This is a genomic window from Enterococcus sp. AZ141, assembly GCF_051714385.1.
GTDB lineage: Bacteria > Bacillota > Bacilli > Lactobacillales > Enterococcaceae > Enterococcus_D > Enterococcus_D entomosocium.
Genome location: NZ_JBIORT010000001.1, coordinates 1704847 through 1724829 on the forward strand (window position 1 = coordinate 1704847; position 19983 = coordinate 1724829).

17 protein-coding genes are annotated in these 19983 nt (G+C 36.8%); 9 read left to right on the top strand and 8 right to left on the bottom strand.

Annotation, left to right across the window (positions count from 1 at the left end; genetic code table 11):
* Positions 1-62: 62 nt before the first annotated feature.
* Complete coding sequence (locus IGI89_RS07995) at positions 63-770, top strand: zinc metallopeptidase (protein ID WP_438735849.1); 708 nt, start codon at positions 63-65, stop codon at positions 768-770.
* Positions 771-825: 55 nt separating this feature from the next.
* Here the strand turns inward: IGI89_RS07995 and IGI89_RS08000 are convergent, their stop codons facing one another.
* A complete protein-coding gene (locus IGI89_RS08000; protein WP_086298064.1) occupies positions 826-1506 on the bottom strand; it encodes a hypothetical protein in 681 nt (226 codons plus the stop codon).
* A 748-nt stretch (positions 1507-2254) separates the two neighbouring features.
* Here IGI89_RS08000 and IGI89_RS08005 point away from each other — a divergent pair.
* Entirely contained in the window at positions 2255-3862 is a 1608-nt protein-coding gene (locus IGI89_RS08005; protein ID WP_008380521.1) for a CTP synthase, read from the top strand.
* A 265-nt stretch (positions 3863-4127) separates the two neighbouring features.
* Here the strand turns inward: IGI89_RS08005 and IGI89_RS08010 are convergent, their stop codons facing one another.
* A complete protein-coding gene (locus tag IGI89_RS08010) occupies positions 4128-4583 on the bottom strand; it encodes a YehR family lipoprotein (protein WP_005228292.1) in 456 nt (151 codons plus the stop codon).
* Positions 4584-4951: 368 nt separating this feature from the next.
* Between IGI89_RS08010 and IGI89_RS08015 the strand changes: the two genes are divergently transcribed.
* The 4 genes from IGI89_RS08015 to IGI89_RS08030 all read left to right on the top strand — a co-directional run bounded on the left by IGI89_RS08015 (position 4952) and on the right by IGI89_RS08030 (position 8915).
* Entirely contained in the window at positions 4952-5821 is an 870-nt protein-coding gene (locus IGI89_RS08015; protein ID WP_005228297.1) for a class II fructose-bisphosphate aldolase, read from the top strand.
* A gap of 173 nt (positions 5822-5994) precedes the next feature.
* The gene (locus IGI89_RS08020) at positions 5995-7254 is read left to right on the top strand and encodes a UDP-N-acetylglucosamine 1-carboxyvinyltransferase (RefSeq protein ID WP_005233977.1); all 1260 of its coding nucleotides are present in this window, start codon (positions 5995-5997) and stop codon (positions 7252-7254) included.
* Between the two features lie 2 nt (positions 7255-7256).
* The gene (rho, locus tag IGI89_RS08025; protein WP_005233978.1) at positions 7257-8552 is read left to right on the top strand and encodes a transcription termination factor Rho; all 1296 of its coding nucleotides are present in this window, start codon (positions 7257-7259) and stop codon (positions 8550-8552) included.
* Positions 8553-8651: 99 nt separating this feature from the next.
* On the top strand, positions 8652-8915 hold the full coding sequence (locus IGI89_RS08030; RefSeq protein ID WP_003127378.1) for a type B 50S ribosomal protein L31: 264 nt from the start codon (positions 8652-8654) through the stop codon (positions 8913-8915).
* 98 nt (positions 8916-9013) lie between these two features.
* Here IGI89_RS08030 and IGI89_RS08035 read toward each other — a convergent pair whose 3' ends face one another.
* The 6 genes from IGI89_RS08035 to IGI89_RS08060 all read right to left on the bottom strand — a co-directional run bounded on the left by IGI89_RS08035 (position 9014) and on the right by IGI89_RS08060 (position 14644).
* Positions 9014-10186, bottom strand: coding sequence for a site-specific integrase (locus tag IGI89_RS08035; protein ID WP_003127380.1), 1173 nt, complete (start codon positions 10184-10186; stop codon positions 9014-9016).
* A gap of 92 nt (positions 10187-10278) precedes the next feature.
* Positions 10279-10554 (bottom strand): helix-turn-helix domain-containing protein, encoded by a 276-nt coding sequence (locus IGI89_RS08040; RefSeq protein WP_003127381.1) that lies wholly within the window; start codon positions 10552-10554, stop codon positions 10279-10281.
* A 79-nt stretch (positions 10555-10633) separates the two neighbouring features.
* A complete protein-coding gene (locus tag IGI89_RS08045) occupies positions 10634-11986 on the bottom strand; it encodes a Rep family protein (protein WP_034704841.1) in 1353 nt (450 codons plus the stop codon).
* A gap of 228 nt (positions 11987-12214) precedes the next feature.
* A complete protein-coding gene (locus IGI89_RS08050; protein WP_034704969.1) occupies positions 12215-12547 on the bottom strand; it encodes a hypothetical protein in 333 nt (110 codons plus the stop codon).
* 66 nt (positions 12548-12613) lie between these two features.
* On the bottom strand, positions 12614-14023 hold the full coding sequence (locus IGI89_RS08055) for an FtsK/SpoIIIE domain-containing protein (protein ID WP_438735512.1): 1410 nt from the start codon (positions 14021-14023) through the stop codon (positions 12614-12616).
* Between the two features lie 153 nt (positions 14024-14176).
* Entirely contained in the window at positions 14177-14644 is a 468-nt protein-coding gene (locus tag IGI89_RS08060; protein ID WP_003127386.1) for a hypothetical protein, read from the bottom strand.
* 198 nt (positions 14645-14842) lie between these two features.
* Between IGI89_RS08060 and IGI89_RS08065 the strand changes: the two genes are divergently transcribed.
* From IGI89_RS08065 to IGI89_RS08075, 3 genes are all read left to right on the top strand, one after another.
* Positions 14843-16048 carry a DNA cytosine methyltransferase gene (locus IGI89_RS08065; protein ID WP_003127388.1) on the top strand — a complete coding sequence of 402 codons (1206 nt, stop codon included), beginning with the start codon at positions 14843-14845 and terminating at the stop codon, positions 16046-16048.
* Between the two features lie 81 nt (positions 16049-16129).
* Positions 16130-17500 (top strand): hypothetical protein, encoded by a 1371-nt coding sequence (locus IGI89_RS08070; RefSeq protein WP_438735513.1) that lies wholly within the window; start codon positions 16130-16132, stop codon positions 17498-17500.
* A 70-nt stretch (positions 17501-17570) separates the two neighbouring features.
* Positions 17571-19313, top strand: a complete 1743-nt coding sequence (locus IGI89_RS08075; protein WP_003127390.1) for a DUF6119 family protein — start codon at positions 17571-17573, stop codon at positions 19311-19313.
* The last annotated feature ends 670 nt before the right edge of the window (positions 19314-19983 follow it).

The following is a 19983-nucleotide window of genomic DNA, read 5'->3' on the forward strand; positions in this document are numbered from 1 at the left end:
TTCACCACTTTAATGGTAAAATAAGGTCAAAGATTAAAAGGGGGAATTTTATCGTGTATGGTATGGGCGGATACGGGTTCGGCTTTTTTTATGACCCGACTTTCATTCTCGTAATTATCGGTATGGTGATTTCGCTAGCAGCGTCAGCGTATGTCAAAAGTACCTTTAACAAATATGCCAAAGTCAGAAGTAAAAATAATATTACCGGCACAAAAGCGGCACAGTACATCTTGCAGAGCCAAGGAATCAATAATGTTGGTGTGCAAGCGATCGCTGGTGATTTAACGGATAATTACAATTCTGGCAACAAAATGCTGAGTTTATCACAATCCACCGCACAATCAACTTCGGTAGCAGCAATCGGTGTTGCGGCCCATGAGTGTGGTCACGCAGTCCAAGATGCCAAAGGCTATTTTCCTTTGCGTTTGCGTCATGCGATCGTACCGATCGCCAATATCGGAACCAGCATCTCGATCCCGTTGATTTTGATCGGGGTACTGTTACGAGGCTCGTTTCTGATCAACTTAGGTTTGTTGGCTTTCTCATTAGCGTTTATTTTCCAATTAGTGACCTTGCCAGTCGAGTTCGATGCCTCAAAACGGGCGATCCGTATTTTGGCAGATGGTGGCTTGTTAACAGAAGAGGAAGTACCACAAGCGAGAAGAGTGCTCTTTGCCGCAGCGTTGACCTATGTCGCAGCTGCCGTAGCAACCTTATTGCAACTCTTACGTTTGATTATTTTATTTGGTAATAACAACCGTCGGAATTAATCGACAGTGTGACAGAAAAAAGACCAGCTCAGCATCCTGAACTGGTCTTTTTTCGTTATTCTACTATTAAGTAAATGTAATAGACGTTTTCAACGCTTTTTAAATTTTCTTCAGATAGATTGTTTTTCATTTCAGCATATAGTTTGACGTCACCGCCCTTGGCAATATAAAGCAACGGAATTTCTTGTTTTTTCTCAATGTTAAGCTCGTTATTGGGAATACTAGTACTAGCTCCAGTAGGAGATAAACTATCTTCTCCAAGGGACGTATAGTGGAATTTAGATAAGTCGGTCATTGTATTTGATGAGGAGCCATTTGAAAATAAATCAACGAAGAGTAGAGAATCGCTCTTAGTAATTCCTATGTTCAAATAGCCATTATAATCACTTCTTGGCTCTGTTGTCAGGGAAGCGACTATTTTGTGTTCTTTTATCTCCCCTTTTTGATAATAATCAAAGTAAACCGTCATGGACTCAGCCACTGTGTTAAATTTCAGTTGTGAGCCAAAATCCAACAATAAACTGGAAAGGTCCATAGGGTTCTTTAGCTGAACAAGGTGATTATTGGGAACGCCAGCTACTTTTTTACTAGGGAAAGGACTGTAATTATAGTAATAACAATAAAGCATGGTAGGTAGCCCTATCACGAGCAAGAATGCGAAAAAAATCTGTAAAGGATTTCGAGGCCGGATTAGTGTCTTGACAGTATCTGGTGCTTTTTGGTTTTTAGCAGTCATTGTCTTCTTCCTCCAAAATTGTGGCTTCTATAGAATCTCTTTTGGGAGACAACAGAATTTGATTGTTTCCTTATCGGTAAATGATTACCGGAAGATGCCATAAAAAAATAATTTAAATATATATCTATAATCTCAAAGATAATCAAAAAGCGCAATCAAATTTTGGTATTTATTGAGGGCACTCCTTATTGGGGAATAATCATTCAGAGCACATTACTTGGCAGACAAAAATAGCAGAATAGTTAGCTCTATCCTGCAAAAGAAAAATTATATTAGCGTAGAAGGCAGGAATCGAACCTGCACCTCGTCTTTGCCAAAAATAACCAGAAATACGTTCCGATCATTTTTACCAAAACGAGTAAAGCGCCAGACTTCATCTACACTTTGTATTATGCCAAAGAGAGTTCAACGATTTCGTAAGAAGCAATGAAAAAATTGCAAAAAGTTGTGCAGAAAACATGAAGGTTGTTTAAGAAAGAATAACCATAGAACTTAGTCGTGAAAAAGAAGAAACCAGCTGCAACGAAGCGTAAAGCGCTTCGTTTGGAAACCTCCGTTTTTTCTGAAAAAATCAGATAAAGTTTTCTTGACATTTGTGAGGTGAGAATGTATCATTCTGTTTGGGCACTCTTTACAAGAGTCAGAAAGTGATTTAGAATTTTCGCTCCCTATTCATTTATGGATAGGGAGCTTTTATTATTTTCTAAATGCTTTTCCTGTAAAATAGATTAAAGGAGTTTTTCAGTTTATGACAAAATATATTTTTGTAACCGGCGGTGTGGTTTCTTCTATTGGTAAAGGGATCGTAGCAGCATCATTAGGACGTTTGTTGAAAAATCGTGGCTTGAAAGTAACCATTCAAAAATTCGATCCGTACATCAACGTCGATCCAGGAACGATGAGCCCATATCAACATGGTGAAGTATTCGTAACCGATGATGGAGCAGAGACCGACTTAGACTTAGGTCACTATGAACGCTTTATCGATATCAATTTGAACAAATACTCAAATGTAACAACTGGAAAAATCTATTCAGAAGTTTTGCGGAAAGAGCGTAAAGGAGAATACTTAGGCGCGACTGTTCAAGTGATCCCGCACATCACCAACGAGATCAAAGAAAAAATCATGCGGGCAGCCAAAATGACTGATTCAGATGTGATCATCACAGAAGTCGGCGGAACAGTAGGGGATATTGAATCATTGCCGTTTCTAGAAGCTTTGCGTCAAATGAAGGCAGACGTAGGTGCGGACAACGTGATGTACATCCATACGACGCTGATTCCTTATTTGAAAGCAGCAGGCGAAATGAAAACAAAGCCGACCCAACATAGTGTGAAGGAACTGCGCGGCTTAGGGATTCAACCAAATATCTTGGTCGTTCGGACAGAACAACCTGTAGGACAATCAACAAAAAACAAATTGGCACAATTCTGTGACGTGGCACCAGAAGCCGTGATCGAATCTCGTGACGTTGAGACCCTGTATTCGATCCCATTGGCACTGCAAGCGCAAGGCATGGATCAAATCGTGTGTGATCATTTGAAACTGACTGCACCAGTTGCTGACATGACTGAATGGCAAGCATTGGAAGAAAAGGTGCTGAATTTGAAGAAAAAAGTACGCATCGCGTTAGTTGGAAAATATGTGGAATTGCCAGATGCTTATCTATCAGTTGTCGAAGCCTTGAAACATTCTGGTTTTGCCTTTGATGCAGACATCGAGATCGATTGGATCAAAGCCCAAGAAATCACACGAGAAAACGTGGATTCTTACTTAGGTGAAGTAGACGGTATTCTTGTTCCTGGTGGATTCGGTGATCGCGGGATTGAAGGAAAAATCGAAGCGATCCGATATGCTCGGGAAAACGATGTGCCATTCTTAGGGATTTGTCTAGGGATGCAAATGGCTTGTGTGGAATATGCCCGCAATGTCGTTGGCTTGGAAAATGCCAATTCCGCAGAAACAGATCCTGAAACAGCCAACAACATCATTGACTTGATGGCTGACCAAGAAAACATCGAAAACTTAGGTGGAACATTGCGTTTAGGCTTGTATCCATGTAAAGTGAAAAAAGGCACCAAAACAGCTGCAGCTTATGATGGGGAGGAAGTTGTTCAAGAACGTCACCGTCATCGTTATGAATTCAACAACAAATACCGTGAAATCTTTGAAGCAAACGGGATGGTTTTCTCAGGTGTGTCACCAGACAATCGTTTGGTTGAGATCGTTGAGATCCCAGAAAACAAATTCTTCGTGGGTTGCCAATTCCACCCAGAATTGATTTCTCGTCCAACTCGCCCACAACGCTTGATCAAAGCCTTTGTTGGAGCTTCATTAGACAACCGCCAAGCATAATAATCGCTAGCGGCAAAATCAAGCAATGAATGTGCGAAACTCCTCATCTCAAGATGGGGAGTTTTTTTGAGTTGTGCGATCCCAGTAATCCGTAAAAGGTTGAAACTTGCTTGAGCGTTGGTAGAAGCTATCCCTTTTTGCACACAAAAAAACTTCCGTCAAAGCGACCGGAAGTTTCTGACTGATGCATTATTTTTTTCGCTAACAGTTCGAATGAAATCCGCCAGCGGGAAACCCATGTTGATTTGCTGGTGCCTAGAGAGGATTATTCTTTTAGCTTATACCCTTGGTCTAAGAGCATTTCCTCTGTACGTTCCATGCTGATCCCATTTTCAGTGTTTCCTTCGAAACTAACCCCAGGCAATTGTTTCGCTGAATCATAATCCAACTCATCATAATTGATGGTCAAGGATTCAGTCGCTTCACTATCTGTATAGTCGAGGGAATAGTCCAACCCTTTGACTTGCTGATACTTCTTAGCGATCGGATCAAGCACGGTTTGTGCTTCTTCTTTAGTCGTTACCCCGATCGCTGAATACGGCATGACATTGTTCGCAGTCTGAGTTTTTACTTTATCGCCTTCATAAGTGAAGACCAGTTCCATCGAAACCCCATTTTGATCCATTGTGAATGTTTTGGTTTCTTCCTTGGCCCCCGAGCTACAGCTTGCCAAGAAAAGAACTCCGATGACTGCCAAAAATCCAATAAGCGCTTTTTTCATTTTATCCCTCCTTTTTTACATAATAATATAGCCGCTTTCACAAGGCTATTCTTATGCTCAAAAGAGAAGAGGAAAGGATTTGCTGGAAGATTATGATAAAATAACGAAAAAATATGTGAAATTTTTCTCGAATTTTCACATGCCGATTTGTTATCTAACGACCGTAGACAGAAGAGAAAAACCTTACAGAATCGTAGACTTTCAGAAAAGATGATGAAAATGCTGGATTTTTATATTTGTGCAATCTTTTTTTGAAAAGAGAAATTCCTCTTTTTAGTAGCAAATACCGCAAATCTTTGCTAAAATAGCATTGTCGGTTAAGCATTGCTTAACAAATAAAGTTTTTCAAAACTTAGGAGGAATTTTTTATGCCAGTAGTATCAGGAGCTGAATTCTTAAAAGCTGCTCGTCAAGGCGGATATGCAGTCGGCGGATTCAACACAAACAACTTAGAATGGACACAAGCGATTTTAAAAGCTGCTGAAGCGAAAAAAGCGCCAGTTCTAATCCAAACTTCAATGGGTGCTGCCAAATATATGGGCGGATACAAAGTTGCTAAAGACATCGTTACAAACTTGGTTGATTCAATGAACATCACTGTTCCAGTTGCAATCCACTTAGACCATGGTGATTACGATGCAGCAATGGAATGTATCGAAGTTGGTTACACTTCTGTTATGTTTGATGGCTCTCACTTACCATTTGAAGAAAACTTGAAATTGGCTAAAGAAGTTGTCGAAAAAGCACACGCAAAAGGCGTTTCTGTTGAGTGTGAAGTTGGTTCAATCGGCGGAGAAGAAGATGGAATCATCGGTTCTGGCGAATTAGCTGACATCGAAGAATGTAAACAAATGGTTGCAACTGGTATTGATTACCTAGCTTGCGGAATTGGTAACATTCACGGTCAATACCCTGAAAACTGGAAAGGCCTTGCTTTTGACCACTTACAAGCAATCGCTGATGCAGTAGGTTCTGATGTACCATTAGTATTACACGGTGGTTCTGGTATTCCTCAAGACCAAATCGAAAAAGCAATCTCAATGGGTGTTTCTAAAGTAAACGTAAATACTGAATTCCAATTATCATTTGCTAAAGCAACTCGTGAATACATCGAAGCTGGCAAAGATAAAGAAGGCAAAGGATTCGACCCTCGTAAATTATTAGCACCAGGTGTTGCTGCAATCGTTAAAGATGCAGAAGAACACATCGACTGGTTCGGTTCAGCTGGTAAAGCTTAATCTTAATCAAAGATCAAAACTCTTAGAATCACTGATTCTAAGAGTTTTTTTGTTTTCTAAGAAAATATTCTTGATGCGGGGATCAAAAATATACTGCATCTTTTTTCTTTGTGTAATCTGTGCTAAAATTGGAATGATACACATAAATTAAAAAAGAGTATAGGTGGAATTCAATGAAAAAAATTGTCATCAACGGCAATCGTCCCTTAAAAGGTGAAGTCACCATTAGCGGCGCAAAAAACAGTGCAGTCGCATTGATCCCGGCAGCGATCTTAGCTGATTCACCGGTCATTTTAGAAGGAGTGCCCGACATCCAAGATGTGCACTCATTAATTGAGATTATCGAAATCATGGGCGTGAAGACCCATTTTGAAAACAATACGCTAGAGATCGATCCAACCAATATCGTTTCGATCCCGATGCCTAACGGAAAAATCAATAGTCTACGGGCTTCGTATTATTTCATGGGGGCATTATTGGCGAAGTTTGGTGAAGGCGTCGTTGGGTTGCCTGGCGGCTGTTTCTTAGGCCCGCGACCAATCGATTTGCATATCAAAGGCTTCGAAGCACTTGGCGCAAAAGTCACCAACGAGCATGGCGCCATGTATTTGCGTACCGAAGAAGAAGGCTTGACTGGCGAACGGATTTTCTTAGATATGGTCTCCATCGGAGCAACAATCAATGTAATGCTGGCAGCAGTAAGAGCCAAAGGCAAAACGATCATTGAAAATGCTGCACGGGAACCTGAGATCATTGATGTCGCGACCCTTTTAAATAATATGGGAGCGAAAATCAGAGGTGCAGGTACCAATGAAATTCGTATCGAAGGTGTGGAAGAACTGCACGGTTGTCGTCATTCTATTATTCCAGACCGAATCGAAGCAGGAACCTATCTTTCTTTAGCCGCAGCAGCGGGTGAAGGCATTACAGTCAAAAATGTGATTTATGAGCATCTAGAAAGCTACATTGCGAAATTGGAAGAAATCGGTGTGCGAATGGATATCAGCGAAGATGAAATCTATGTGCATCCCTCAAAAGAGTTGAAACCAGCGACTGTGAAAACTTATCCTTATCCGGGATTTGCCACAGACCTGCAACAGCCGATCACACCATTATTGCTAAAAGCAAAGGGAACATCGGAGATTATGGACACGATTTACGCCAAACGGGTCAACCATATTCCTGAATTAGCACGGATGGGCGCACAAGCAACGACAGAAGGCAACATGATTTTTGTCAGCGGACCGAGCCAATTGCACGGAGCAGAAGTTGTCGCTTCTGATTTGCGGGCAGGGGCTTGTCTAGTTATTGCCGGATTGATGGCGACTGGCACGACTAGCGTCTTTAATGTCGAGTACATTTTGCGCGGCTATGATCATATCATCGAAAAACTAACGGCTCTTGGAGCTGATATTCAAATGATAGAGGAGTAATTATGAGCGATTATCTTACGATGGCAGAGTTGGAAAACAAAACCTTAAAAGAGATCTACACCTTTGCCAAAGAGTTTCGAATTCCTTATTACAGCCAAATGAATAAAAAAGAATTGTCATTGGCTGTGATACGGGCGCAGGCGGAAAAACAAGGCTTCTTTTATATGGAAGGAATCTTGGATATCGTAGGCCAAGAAGGCTATGGTTTTTTACGTCCAATCAACTATGGACCGAGTGCAGAAGATATCTACATTTCTTCTTCACAGATTCGTCGGTTTAGTTTGCGTAATGGCGATAAAGTCGCAGGTAAGGCGCGCCCGCCTAAGGAATCTGAACGCTATTATGGATTGATGCACGTTGAGTCTGTTAACGGCAAAGATCCAGAAGATGCCAAAGAGCGTCCGCATTTTCCAGCGCTGACGCCCCTTTATCCGAACCGTCATTTAAAATTAGAAACAACGTCAGGACGTCTTTCGACTCGGATGATCGATATGCTGGCGCCAGTGGGTTTTGGTCAACGGGGACTGATCGTTGCCCCGCCTAAAGCTGGGAAAACCAGTATATTGAAAGAAATTGCCAATGGGATTACGGACAACTATCCTGAGGTGGAATTGATCGTACTTTTGATCGACGAGCGTCCAGAAGAAGTAACTGATCTAGAACGTAGTGTCAAGGGTGACGTGGTTTCTTCAACCTTTGACCTACAGCCTAGCAATCATACCCGTGTTTCAGAATTGGTACTAGAACGGGCGATGCGCTTGGTGGAAGACAAGCGTGATGTCGTGATTTTGATGGATAGTATCACTCGTTTGGCGAGAGCTTATAACTTAGTCGTTCCTCCAAGCGGACGTACACTAAGCGGCGGGATCGATCCAGCTGCTTTGTACAAACCGAAGAAATTCTTTGGCGCTGCCCGCAATATTGAAGAAGGCGGTAGTTTGACGATCCTTGCCACAGCTTTGGTAGATACCGGCAGCCGCATGGATGATGTCATCTATGAAGAGTTTAAAGGAACCGGCAATATGGAGCTGCAGCTTTCTCGCAGCCTCGCAGAACGCCGGGTCTTCCCAGCGATCGACATCAAGAAATCTGGTACCCGTAAAGAAGAATTGCTGATGAGCAGTGAACAATTGGAAGAAACTTGGCGCTTACGCAACAACATGTTGGGGGATTCCTTGGAGTTCACAGAACAATTCATTCAATTCTTGCGCAAAACGAAAAAGAATGAAGAGTTTTTAGCGGCTTTTCATGATGTCCATTTCGGAGACAAGCGGCCAAAAAGAAATATAAAAAGATAATTGCATCTAAAATCCAAACATGGTAAGATAGTCATGTTGTAAAATCGACAAATCAACTCTGGTGAAGCAAATGAGCCAGGGCAAAGGAGAGAAGAAGAAATGAAACAAGATATCCATCCAGATTATCATCCAGTTGTATTCATGGACTCAACTACTGGTTTCAAATTCTTATCAGGTTCTACAAAGAATTCTCAAGAAACTGTTGAGTGGGAAGACGGCAACACGTATCCATTGATCCGTGTCGAAGTAACTTCTGATTCACATCCATTCTACACTGGACGTCAAAAATTCACACAAGCAGACGGACGTGTGGACCGTTTCAACAAAAAATACGGTCTCAAAGACGAAAACGCTGCGGAATAAGAAAAACATTGATAATTCAACGTTTAGCAGATTCTACTTTAGGTGGAATCTGCTTTTTTTGCGTTTTGACCATACTTTTGACCATACCAGAGTCAGAGTTAATTTGATTTTGTCTGAAGCTGTTCGGTGTCACTCATAAAGTTCGCGAAACGATTCGCAGTTTCTTCTGTTTGTCGCTTGCTTAGATGATTATAGATGTCCATAGTTGTCTTGATATCGGTATGCCCAAGACGAGCTTGAACTTCTTTGATAGACGCACCTGATTCAAATAGTAAGCTACAATGAGTATGCCTAAATCCATGTGGCGTGATGCGTTTCAAATTATGCTCCTTGATGATACGTTCAAGATTATGATTTACAAAATCAAGGTAATAGGGTTTGTTTTCAAAAGTAGCAAACAAGAGTTGTTCACCATTTTCCTTTGTTTTTAGTCCATGTTCCAGAAAGAACGCTTTTTGTTTAATCATATGCTTTTTAATCACTTTTAACGTTTCATCATCAAGAGAAATTGTTCGCAAGCTTTTTTCGGTTTTTGGCACTTGGAATTCCAATTTCCAACCGTCAACTGTTGCAAGAGTTTGTTTAACAGACAATGTTTTGTTTTGAAAATCAATATCTTTATAACGTAAACCGAGTAATTCACCTTTTCGTAAGCCTGTAAAAGCAAGAATGCGAAACATAGGATAGATGGGTTCAGGAAAAGCTTTGACAATATCGAGAAATTCAAGCAATTCATCTTTGGCGTAGTAAGGTGCAACAAAGGCTTCTTCGTCAATTTTCTTCTTTCGTTTTGGTCGAATGATTCCGTTCATTGGATTACTTCGAACTAAACGCAGGCTAATAGCATATTTGAAAACGGATGAAGTCAATCCAATCAGATTTGAATACTTAGTGTAATAGGAATACCAATTATTTACCTGTTTCTGACAGAATGGAATCGTGATTTTGGAAATTTTCAATTCACCAAAAATTGGCAAAATGTGTTTTTCCATCGCAAGACGTTGCACAACATAGGTGCTTTCTTTAACTGTATTTTTGTATTGCTTCATCCATTCTTCCGCAAGTTCTGAAAATAATTTGTTGGAATCTGTGACAACATCATTTTCTTGCACTTTCACCATCAAACGTGAGTATGCCTGTTTTGCTTCTCGTTGCGTTTTGAAGCCACGTTTTGTTGTGTAGCGTTTCTTTCCTGTGACTGGGTCTATGCCTAAGTATGCTTTGAACATATAAGCGATAGTGCCATTTTTCTTTTTATATTTTTTAATCATCGTATTTCTCCTTACATACTCGCCAGCATATTCAGAGGATTTTTCCTTTCATACTAGCAATGATAATGACTGTGAAAGAATCAGTCAAGGCACTAGACCTTGAGCTGATTCACAAATCGTTTTAAATCCTCACGATCGAAACGGGTTTCTTTACCCAAGGGGATTGTTTTTAAACCTTGAGAAATCCACTGATTTAAGCGCTCATCTCCGATATGGAGGATTTCTTTTACTTGTTTACGTGTCGGATAGAGTGGCAATTCGTTTAATACAGGGTTGTTATCATTTTCTGCCTTTAATAGTGGTAAAACTAACGTCGCAACAGATTGAATGAATTCATCTGTTAGTTCGATAGGAATTTTGACATCCATAAAATTTTGCCTCCTTCATTTTCAAGTTCCTTATTGAGTATCTGAACATGGTATAATGAAGTAGCAAGTTTTTGGCTTGCTACTTATTGTGGTCTGTCACCTTTTTGCTTTTGCGGGCTTTGGTGACAGACTTCTTTTTATTCCATTGCATATTACGAATAGTTACTTTTGTCACTTTATCGAGTGCTTGGTTTTTGTAATATGTTCCATCAAAGCGAAAATAGTGAGATGGTGGCTTCATGATATAAGGAAACTGTGTTGATGCTGGTGGGGCTTTTTCAAATTTTGACAAATGAAATTTATCGTCTTCAATACTAATAAGTAAATCAATTCGACGAAAAAATTGTCCTAAGTCTTCGTGAAAGTTACTTTTGGCAATTGAGAAAAATTCTGATGGTGTTTTCGTGCTAGTGATAATAATCACTTTTGCTGAACCCATCTTATTGTGATAACGAGCAGAGATTGGACTAATCGTATAAGGGTCTAGGAGTTTCAACCAGTCAGACACACTTAAGCTGTCGCCACGAATATCATCAAGAAATAACACGTCTTGACCGTTGTATTCATCAAACGCATTGTTAGAAGCCGTTAGGCAATAATCCCAACGTTGTTCTGTTTGTTTTAATGCGACACTTTGTAAAATACTGATGATTTTCTTACTTAGAACAGTTTTTCCAGCGCCACTTTCAGCCATAATAAATAAAATCGTTTTCTTAAAATTTCCAGCATCTAAATCGGCAATTGTTTGGTAGCTTTTATTTTCGCCAGCGGTATCAAAGGCATCGTTGATTTTTCGCTTGTGTAACGCATAAACTTTATAAAATTCGTTTGTTAATAATACTTGACTTTTTGTAAGTTTTCCATCAAGAATTTCGGACACTAAATAATCTACGCTTAGATCAGTTGCCTTGGCTTCCTTTGTTGCTCTACCTCGTACCCACGTTTCCATACGTCTGTTATAAACACTTGTATATTCCTCGCCTGACACAGTGACAACTTCATCTGGGGAATACTGGTACTTGTCTTGGTCTTTTGCATGAACGAGATAAGATAGCAAGTTGTCATAGCCGTATCGCCCGCTTTTCGCTTTTTCTATATACTGTGGGTCAACACCAGCGGTAACAGATAAGTTATTTAAGGTATCTCCTTTAGCAAATTTAACCAAGATATGAGCGTGTTTTTCTTTTGGTTCAATAACGTTTTTCATTTGTTCCTGGTTCCATACTAAACGCTCATCTTTATCATGAATAATTCCGTAAAGCTCATTTACTTCATAACCTCTATTATGAAATCGTTTATTTAGTTCTTCCATTAAGGGCTGAATATTACCATTTTCAGCTTCCGTAATAATTGTGTCTTCCCATTGGAACCAGAATTCCTCTTTTAATTGCTGTACAATCATCACGCAAGTTAAACTCGCTTGTTTTTTCATGGAATAGTTTCACATCCTTAATTATTCAGTTAATTATTCTTTTGTTAAGCACATGTGTTTTTCACGTTTTTCGTGGTTTTACGGCACATCGACAAGCCCTGTGCCGTAGGCGTTGAATAGTTTATAGTAATTTTTTTGTTAAGTAATAAATAATCTCGTATCCTGACAGGCGGTTATAACCAGCTTCGCGATTATAACCACCTGTCAGACCAGACTGAGCTTTGAAACTTACAATTTTATTTTACTATCCGCTCCTGCTGGAATAACATCTGTACAAGAAAACCATAGAGTCCCATTAAATTGTCCAACATTCAAACCCTTGAGTTTAATAGGGATGGTTGTATTTGTTTTTAATGAATCTACTGATACGGTAGGCGACAGATTTTTAACCTTTACAGTTATCATTTCCATGAAAAAGGGGCTCTGAGTGTCTTGAATAGAAACATTTAATCTGTATGCGTTTAAGTAGCCAGTCTCTAAATCTTTGACTTCCGAGTAAGATTTGACTGCAAGAAATTGAGTTCCCAAAAGTGTCGCTGATAAAAAATCGTTAAGTTTTATTGTCATGTGTTTTTCCTCTTCTCATTATTTTTTATGTGATGTTTATAATTAAGGCTTCCTTCTTTTTTATTGATTATCCTCCTCTTTCCAAAACTTTACCGCATCTTTCCAAATTGGGAGAATAGACTCAAATACATTACTCTCGAATAAAGGTGCTTTAAATGGTTTTGGAGAATTACGTTCTTGTGCATATAAGCCTCTGCCAGTTCCAGATATTTTAGGTACATCAGTCGTGTCAAATAACATGAGAGAAGCTTGTTGAGTTGGATTACCAAAGAAAATAGCATTCGCATTGGTTAATTGCTCCCTAATATTACTAGCGATTGAATCTGCGCGTGGTTGCTGCATGATGAGGATAACACCAATTGATAATTGCCTGCCTTTTTGAGCAATTTGTGAAATTTTTTGTTCGAATTCCGACTTCTGTTTATTTACAGTCATCATGGCGATAAGGCTGGAATATTCCTCAATTACTAAAATGAAAGGTGGCATGCCTAATTCACTAGCATCAACTCCGAATTTCTTAGACATCAGATATTTTTTTTCTCGAAGATCCAGTTCATTAAGAACTTTGTCGATCAACCTAAAAGCATCAGATACAGAGCTACCATAAAACTCCTTGGGCATTCCTGATCTAATTGCTAGCTTCAGCAAATCAGATTGCTTATTATCGTGAATAAGCAAGCGTGCATGTTTTGTTTTTTCATATCCATGTTCTGTATAACGAATGGTTTGCGAAAGGTAACGAGTTAGATAAAAATACGTGAAATATGATTTTCCCGCTCCAGAGCTACCACTTACAATCGCACTCACTTGCTTAGCCAAATTAATAGAAAAACCTTTGTAGACTTTAATTTTTAGACTATAGTCAATGCTCGGAAAATCAAATGTATTTCGAATTACTATTTGCTTGGGTGGAGTTTTGTCAAAAGTATAACGAACTCTTTTTAGGTTGCTGTTAATTTCTTCAAGAGGATATTGTAGTATGCTTTCTAAACGTTCTCCTAGCTTGTCGGTGTCTTTTTGAAACTTATCTCCTTTTTTTAGAGCGTCGACATAGATGAATTTTCCATGATCTACATAATATAACGACAGCTGGTTGTTAACATGTCCATGTTCATCACATGTGTATAAATTGTTTGTAGTTAATAGATGAGCCAGTTCTTTTTCTATTGGCTTAGGCTTTAGATTTATCTTTGATAACCTATGATAAGTGGGTACAATATTGATAGTGACACCTAACATGATTAGCAGAAAGTTGATAAGAGAGAAATGTCGCGTTGTAACTATATTCATTGTAAATAAAAGAACGCAAATACTAAAAAAAATTAGGAAGATGATATTTATGATGCCCATTGTTTTAAAAAAAGAACACCATGAATAATTTTGTTTAGTGATGATGTTTATTGGATAGTATTTTCCAATTTGGTTTTGATTTTTGATATATCTGATTATTTTTTTCTTAATTTCGTACATTGTGAAACCTCCTAGTTTATTTTTTTGGTGCTATTATTTTTTTCATAGTGAGGAAGGGTCTCTACAGTTTGTTTTCATAATTACTCCTTTCATAAAGTGTTTTAGTAGGTATACTAAGATACATAATTTGTAAAAAAATTTAAGCCTTCTAGCTTAAATTTTTTCATCTGATTGATAGGCTCTCCAGCCAGCATACAGTATTAATTTGATGATATATGAAAGTCTTAAAATGCGTTTATTTTCTTCCCCCATAAGTTTGCGTTGATAATCTTCAATCCCACGCCAAATACTATCTTCTAGGTATAATTTTGGGGTATTACTAGCTTCGCTGGAAACAGTCTTATCTTTTTCCATCTGCTGTGCTAATTCTTCCCAATCGCTCGTGTCATAATTTTCCGTTAACCTATAACACATTTCGACAATACTAGAGAAACTCACTTTAAACACAATGTTTCTTGACACACCGTTTAGAGAAGGAAACTTTTTTAGCAAATACGTCTCAGATTGTTCTATTAAACCGTTCCGTATTTCTATGTCTAGTTCTTTTTGCTTTGCTTGTATCAACTCATTTGCCCAAATTGAAGTGACCCCAGCAAGTCGAACACTTTTATATATTCGCATTGATCTATTTCCTTTCGTCTGGTTGTATCTTGCAATAACCACTAATATATGAATAATGATAGCATTTTATTTTTTTTTTGCAATAGGTTAACGACAACTAGTATTTGGTATTTTCGAATTCACAAGTTTTATGTTTCGAAGGTGTTGAAACTGTGATATAATATCAAAGTTAACTTTATAATAAGGAGATAAGCAAACATGACAAATTCTGTAAGTTCCACAACTGCTAAAAAGCACACAGTAGCTGCTTTTTTTAGTGGTGTCGGTGGAATTGAGCTAGGTTTTGAACAAACTGGCAAGTTCAGAGTGGTGTATGCAAATGAGTTTGATAAAAACGCACAGATTACTTATGCGGAAAACTATCCTCAAACACCGCTAGACAAGAGAGACATTCACGAAGTAGATTCAAAAGAAGTTCCTGTTTCTGATTTAATAGTTGGAGGTTTTCCATGCCAAGCATTTAGTATTGCTGGTTATAGAAAAGGTTTTGAAGATGATCGTGGCGATTTGTTTTTTGAGTTATTACGAATTATTAAAGAAAATAAACCAAAAGTAATATTTATCGAGAATGTAAAAAACATGGTAACTCATGACCATGGAAATACATTTAAGATTATTCGAGAAGCATTAACGATGAATGGTTATTCTATCAAGTGGAAAGTTCTGAATGGCAAAGATTATGGCAATGTTCCACAAAATAGAGAGAGAATTTATGTAGTAGGATTTAGAAATCAGCAAGCATTTGATAATTTTCATTTCCCCTCTAAAGTTGAACTTACTACAAAATTAAGTGATGTGATAGATTTTGAAAATCCTAAAGATGACAAATATTACTATAAAAAGAACCGTCAACCATTTTATGAACAATTAGAAAAAAGCATTGTGGATGACAATACGGTCTATCAATGGAGAAGACAGTATGTTAGAGAAAATAAATCAGGTGTAGTACCTACACTCACAGCAAACATGGGAACAGGTGGTCATAACGTTCCGTTGATTAAAGGAAAAGATGGAATAAGAAAATTGACACCTCGAGAAACATTTAATGTTCAGGGGTATCCATCCACATTTAAATTGCCTGAAATAGCACATTCACAGTTATATAAACAAGCTGGGAATAGCGTTGTTGTTCCTGTAATCAAAAGAATTGCAGATAATATTTCAAAAGCTTTGAAATTTGAGGGCAATGATTATGACTCAAATGAAACAAGTGGAAAATTTTATATTATGCATACGCAGATGGATGGGAGATTTGAAGGAGAAAGTACGTTAGTTAAGGTTGTAAACACAGCTGAAGACCTTGAAAAGTTTAAAGAAGACAATCAAATTGATTTTATGACTGCAGATGAATATACAAAGAATGTTCAAAAAAACAAAAAGCTAGATTTCTATTCGTATGAATAGAGTCTAGCTTTTCTTATACCCTAGTATTTATTACTATTGGTTTGGTATAATCAAGGTATTAAAATAAAGGTGGGAACGATTGTGGCGAACATAATTTGGAAAAGTTTTAAAGCAGAAGAACAAAATGAATATATTCATTTTCTGAAAATATTCGGTGCTTTATCTGGCCTTTTTAAAGATAATCAAGAAGGAACAAATGCACAAAAGCCATACCTTTATTATCGGAATCATGAACAATTATATGCAAAAGTATTTGATGTGGAGGATTTAACAAGAAAAGATTCTGCTTTTGATGCGGTCGCAAAACTTAATGGAAAAAATGTAGGGGTCGGACTTAAAACATGGATTCATAGTAAAGATAAAACCTATCAGAAAGTGGCAGAGTTCAATAAGTTAGCTCCAGAAGAAATTAGACCACTTATTGACCATGGTTCACCAGAAGAAGTGATTAGAAAAGTTGCACAATTAAGAAATGATCGTATCTGGGTGGATAAACGATTGTATAATACAAACGAGGGTGATGATATATATCACTATATTACTCGTGATAATGAAGTGATGAATATCGTAGAAAACCCATATGACTTAGTTCAACTGGATTCATTAAAATTACTGTCTTCTAATGGAAAAACCTTTTCATTCACGGATGGATTGAATAACTATAAATTTTATGCTTCAAAATCAGTGTTGTTAGAAGAATTTGATGCATCTCCTAGTACAATCATTACATCAATTGGTATAAAACAGTTTGATAATCCTTTTGAGCTAATAAAAATGATTGAGTTACCACAAGAAGACGAAGCAAAGAGTACGCTTCCTGACCTCTATTTGCCACTGTATAGTGTACTAGGAAGTATAGCTCGAGGGGATAAACGAATTGATGTTCCTAATGGTGCTGGAATAAACAAATGGCATCGTGCTAGAGAAAATAATCGTCCTTGGGATGTTGAAATTCGAATTCCTAAATGGATACATGAACAATTCAATGGCTGGTTTTTTGGACATAATTTTATTGATACTGAAAAGAAAGTTGGAAGTCAACAAGCAGATTTTATTCGAGAAAATCCAGAAGCATATAGGGTTTCGAATAAAAATTCATTAAATTACGTTGATTTTACGCTAAGGATGCCTGATGGTAGTCGGATTGAAGCAAGTGTAAATGGTGCTAACGGAAAGAATTTACAGTCAAAACGTTCTAAAGACTTAGGTTATTGGATTTTACACACAGTGATTGGAATTCCTAGTTATGAGATGGAAAATAAGGACAATGATAAAGTTGTTACCATCCGAAAATTGAAGGAATTAGATATAGACAGTATTCGTTTGTCAATGATTGATGAGAAAAATCGAATTATTGGAATTGATGTGGCTGAATTTGGAGCGTTTGAAGCTTTTTCTGAACGATATGGACAGGCAGAATTGGTTTCTGAATTAGTACAGGATATTGAGTGAAGAATTGTCATTATAGCAAATAAAATATGTGATATTGCTGAGTTCAAATTGAGTTTGGATAGGTGAGGATATGAAAGTTAATCTATATAAGATAAAAGATGAAAAAATTTCTCTAACTGAGAAAGAATGTCAAAAATTTCAATTGTCACAAGAAAAAATAGAGACACTCAGAGATAAACGGTCTAAAAAAGTAAAGATGCATGCAATAGAAATTTTCTTATTAGAGTTGAAATTCAAAGGTTTTTCAGAAAGTGAGGAAATAAAAAAAGTCTTCAAAAGAAAAAAATTTACACTTCAATTTTTTTTGTGTGATGAGCAGAATAAAAATGAACCAGAGTGGAAATGGATTGCGAATAATTTTTCAAAATATGAAATTAAATATATTAGTAATCCAAAGGCAATATTACTTATTACGAATAATAACAATCATTATGTATACGCTTTTGGAACGTCATATATCTTAGCTGACAGATATTGTGATCGTGAAATGGCTTTTAATTTTGCTAGAAAAATTGAATACAAAGATATTAAAATGATTTCAAAAGTTGCTCCTTACAGTAAAAATAACAAAACTATAAATGCATTTACAAACAGTGAAGTGCTGATTTTTGATAGTGGTGAAGCACTTACAAAAATCAAAGGTAAGGCGAAGTTAGATAAAGATTTTAATGTGTATAAAGAGGATATTGAAATAGGAACATCAATTAAGTTTAGCTTATTCGAAAATAGTATCGATAATTTACTCAACATCATAGTTTTTATTCAAAAAGTTTTGATTAGTAATAAGGATAAAACATCAATTCCGTTATTAAAAAAAGTAACAACGAAAGAAAATGTATTACTTTCTAGACTTAATAAAAAGCTTATAGAAGCGATTAAGAAAGGTAATATAAATATTTCTATTTCAGAATTTGAAATTAAAGGAACTACTGAATTTTTTTATTCTAGCCCAGAAAGCTTTAAAATAAAAAGTGGAAATAGTCAGCTAATTTTAGACAATTTAAACGTGCTTGAAATAAAAAAATTCATTTCTAATAATAAAATTAAAGATGATAAGATATTAAATATAACTGTGCTGGTAAAGAAAGATGGGAATGAAGAATCGCTTGAACTAATAGAGCTTATTGATTATTCTGATGATGTTGAAAAATGCGTTTTGATTTCAGGGACGTGGTATAAATTTAATCAAGACTATCAGACTTATCTTGAAAATTCATTAAATGAAATAGAAGTTATTTACGATTCGCAGTTTAATTACAGCAAATCACAACATGACAAATATTTGAATGACATCTTAATTCAAGAAAAAAATTTACCTAAAAATCAGGATATTACAGAAGAAGAATTGAAAAAAATTGTGAAGCGTAAGTATTATCGGGAAAACTACTATAACGGCAATATTTCAGAAAAAGACAATCGCTACAAAAATCATGATAGAGACATTGATGATACTGGCATAGGGAAGATTGAAATTGCAGATTTGTATTTTGATGATAAAGATAATGAGACAATATACGCTGTTAAGATGGGAAGTGGCTCATCTGACCTAAGTTATGTTGTTAGTCAATCGGAAGCTGCGTTAGAAATATACAAAAGTGATATACTACAAGAAAAAACTCAATCATTACCAATCAAAAATGTTGGCATTTGGATAGTGTTGAAAAGAACTAAGAAATTATCAACATCAAATGGGAAGATAAATTTGAATGATTTGGATATGTTTATTTTAAAAAATCGTTTAGATGAATGGAAAAAGAAAGTAAGATTATTAGGATTAAATCCAATAGTTCGTTTGAATTATATTGTAGATTAACTCTAAAATAAACACACTGGCGAGTAAGATTTTTTGACCATACTTTTGACCATACTTTTGACCATACTTTGCAAAAAATACAGTACATTTTCTGGCGTGTTGAAAGGCTAAAAATCCTTGATACAAGTACCATTAAGCTACACTAAGAATCACTGAACCATCAATACGGTCTCAAAGACAACAACGCTGCAGAATAAGACAAATAAATGTAAATGTTGTTTCGATAACATTTCTGAGGTTTCCCTTTTACGAGGGAAACCTTTTTTGTTTTTATAGGTAATAGACACTCAACTGCTAAACCGAAAGAAACCATTCAGAATCTGTTACAAACAAAGTAAAAGGACTCAATAAATCTGTAGGCAAGAATGTGGAAATTAGCACTGTAACGAATCCTATCTAGTAATTTTCGAAATGGAGCAATGATCAAGAGTGGTTTGATTTAATCATCGATTATTATTGAATATTCAAACTTCAATTGACATTTATCTTGAATAAAATTATCATTAAATTAATAATATTCCGTTATAAGTTTCTTATTTTTGACTTATTTTATCGAGTTCACACGATTTTTATTGAGAAAAGTAGATAGTTCTCTCTTTAAGAACCAGTTTCTATTCTACATAATTAAAGACCACTCACTAGCTATGCTTTAACGAATCACATCCAAAAC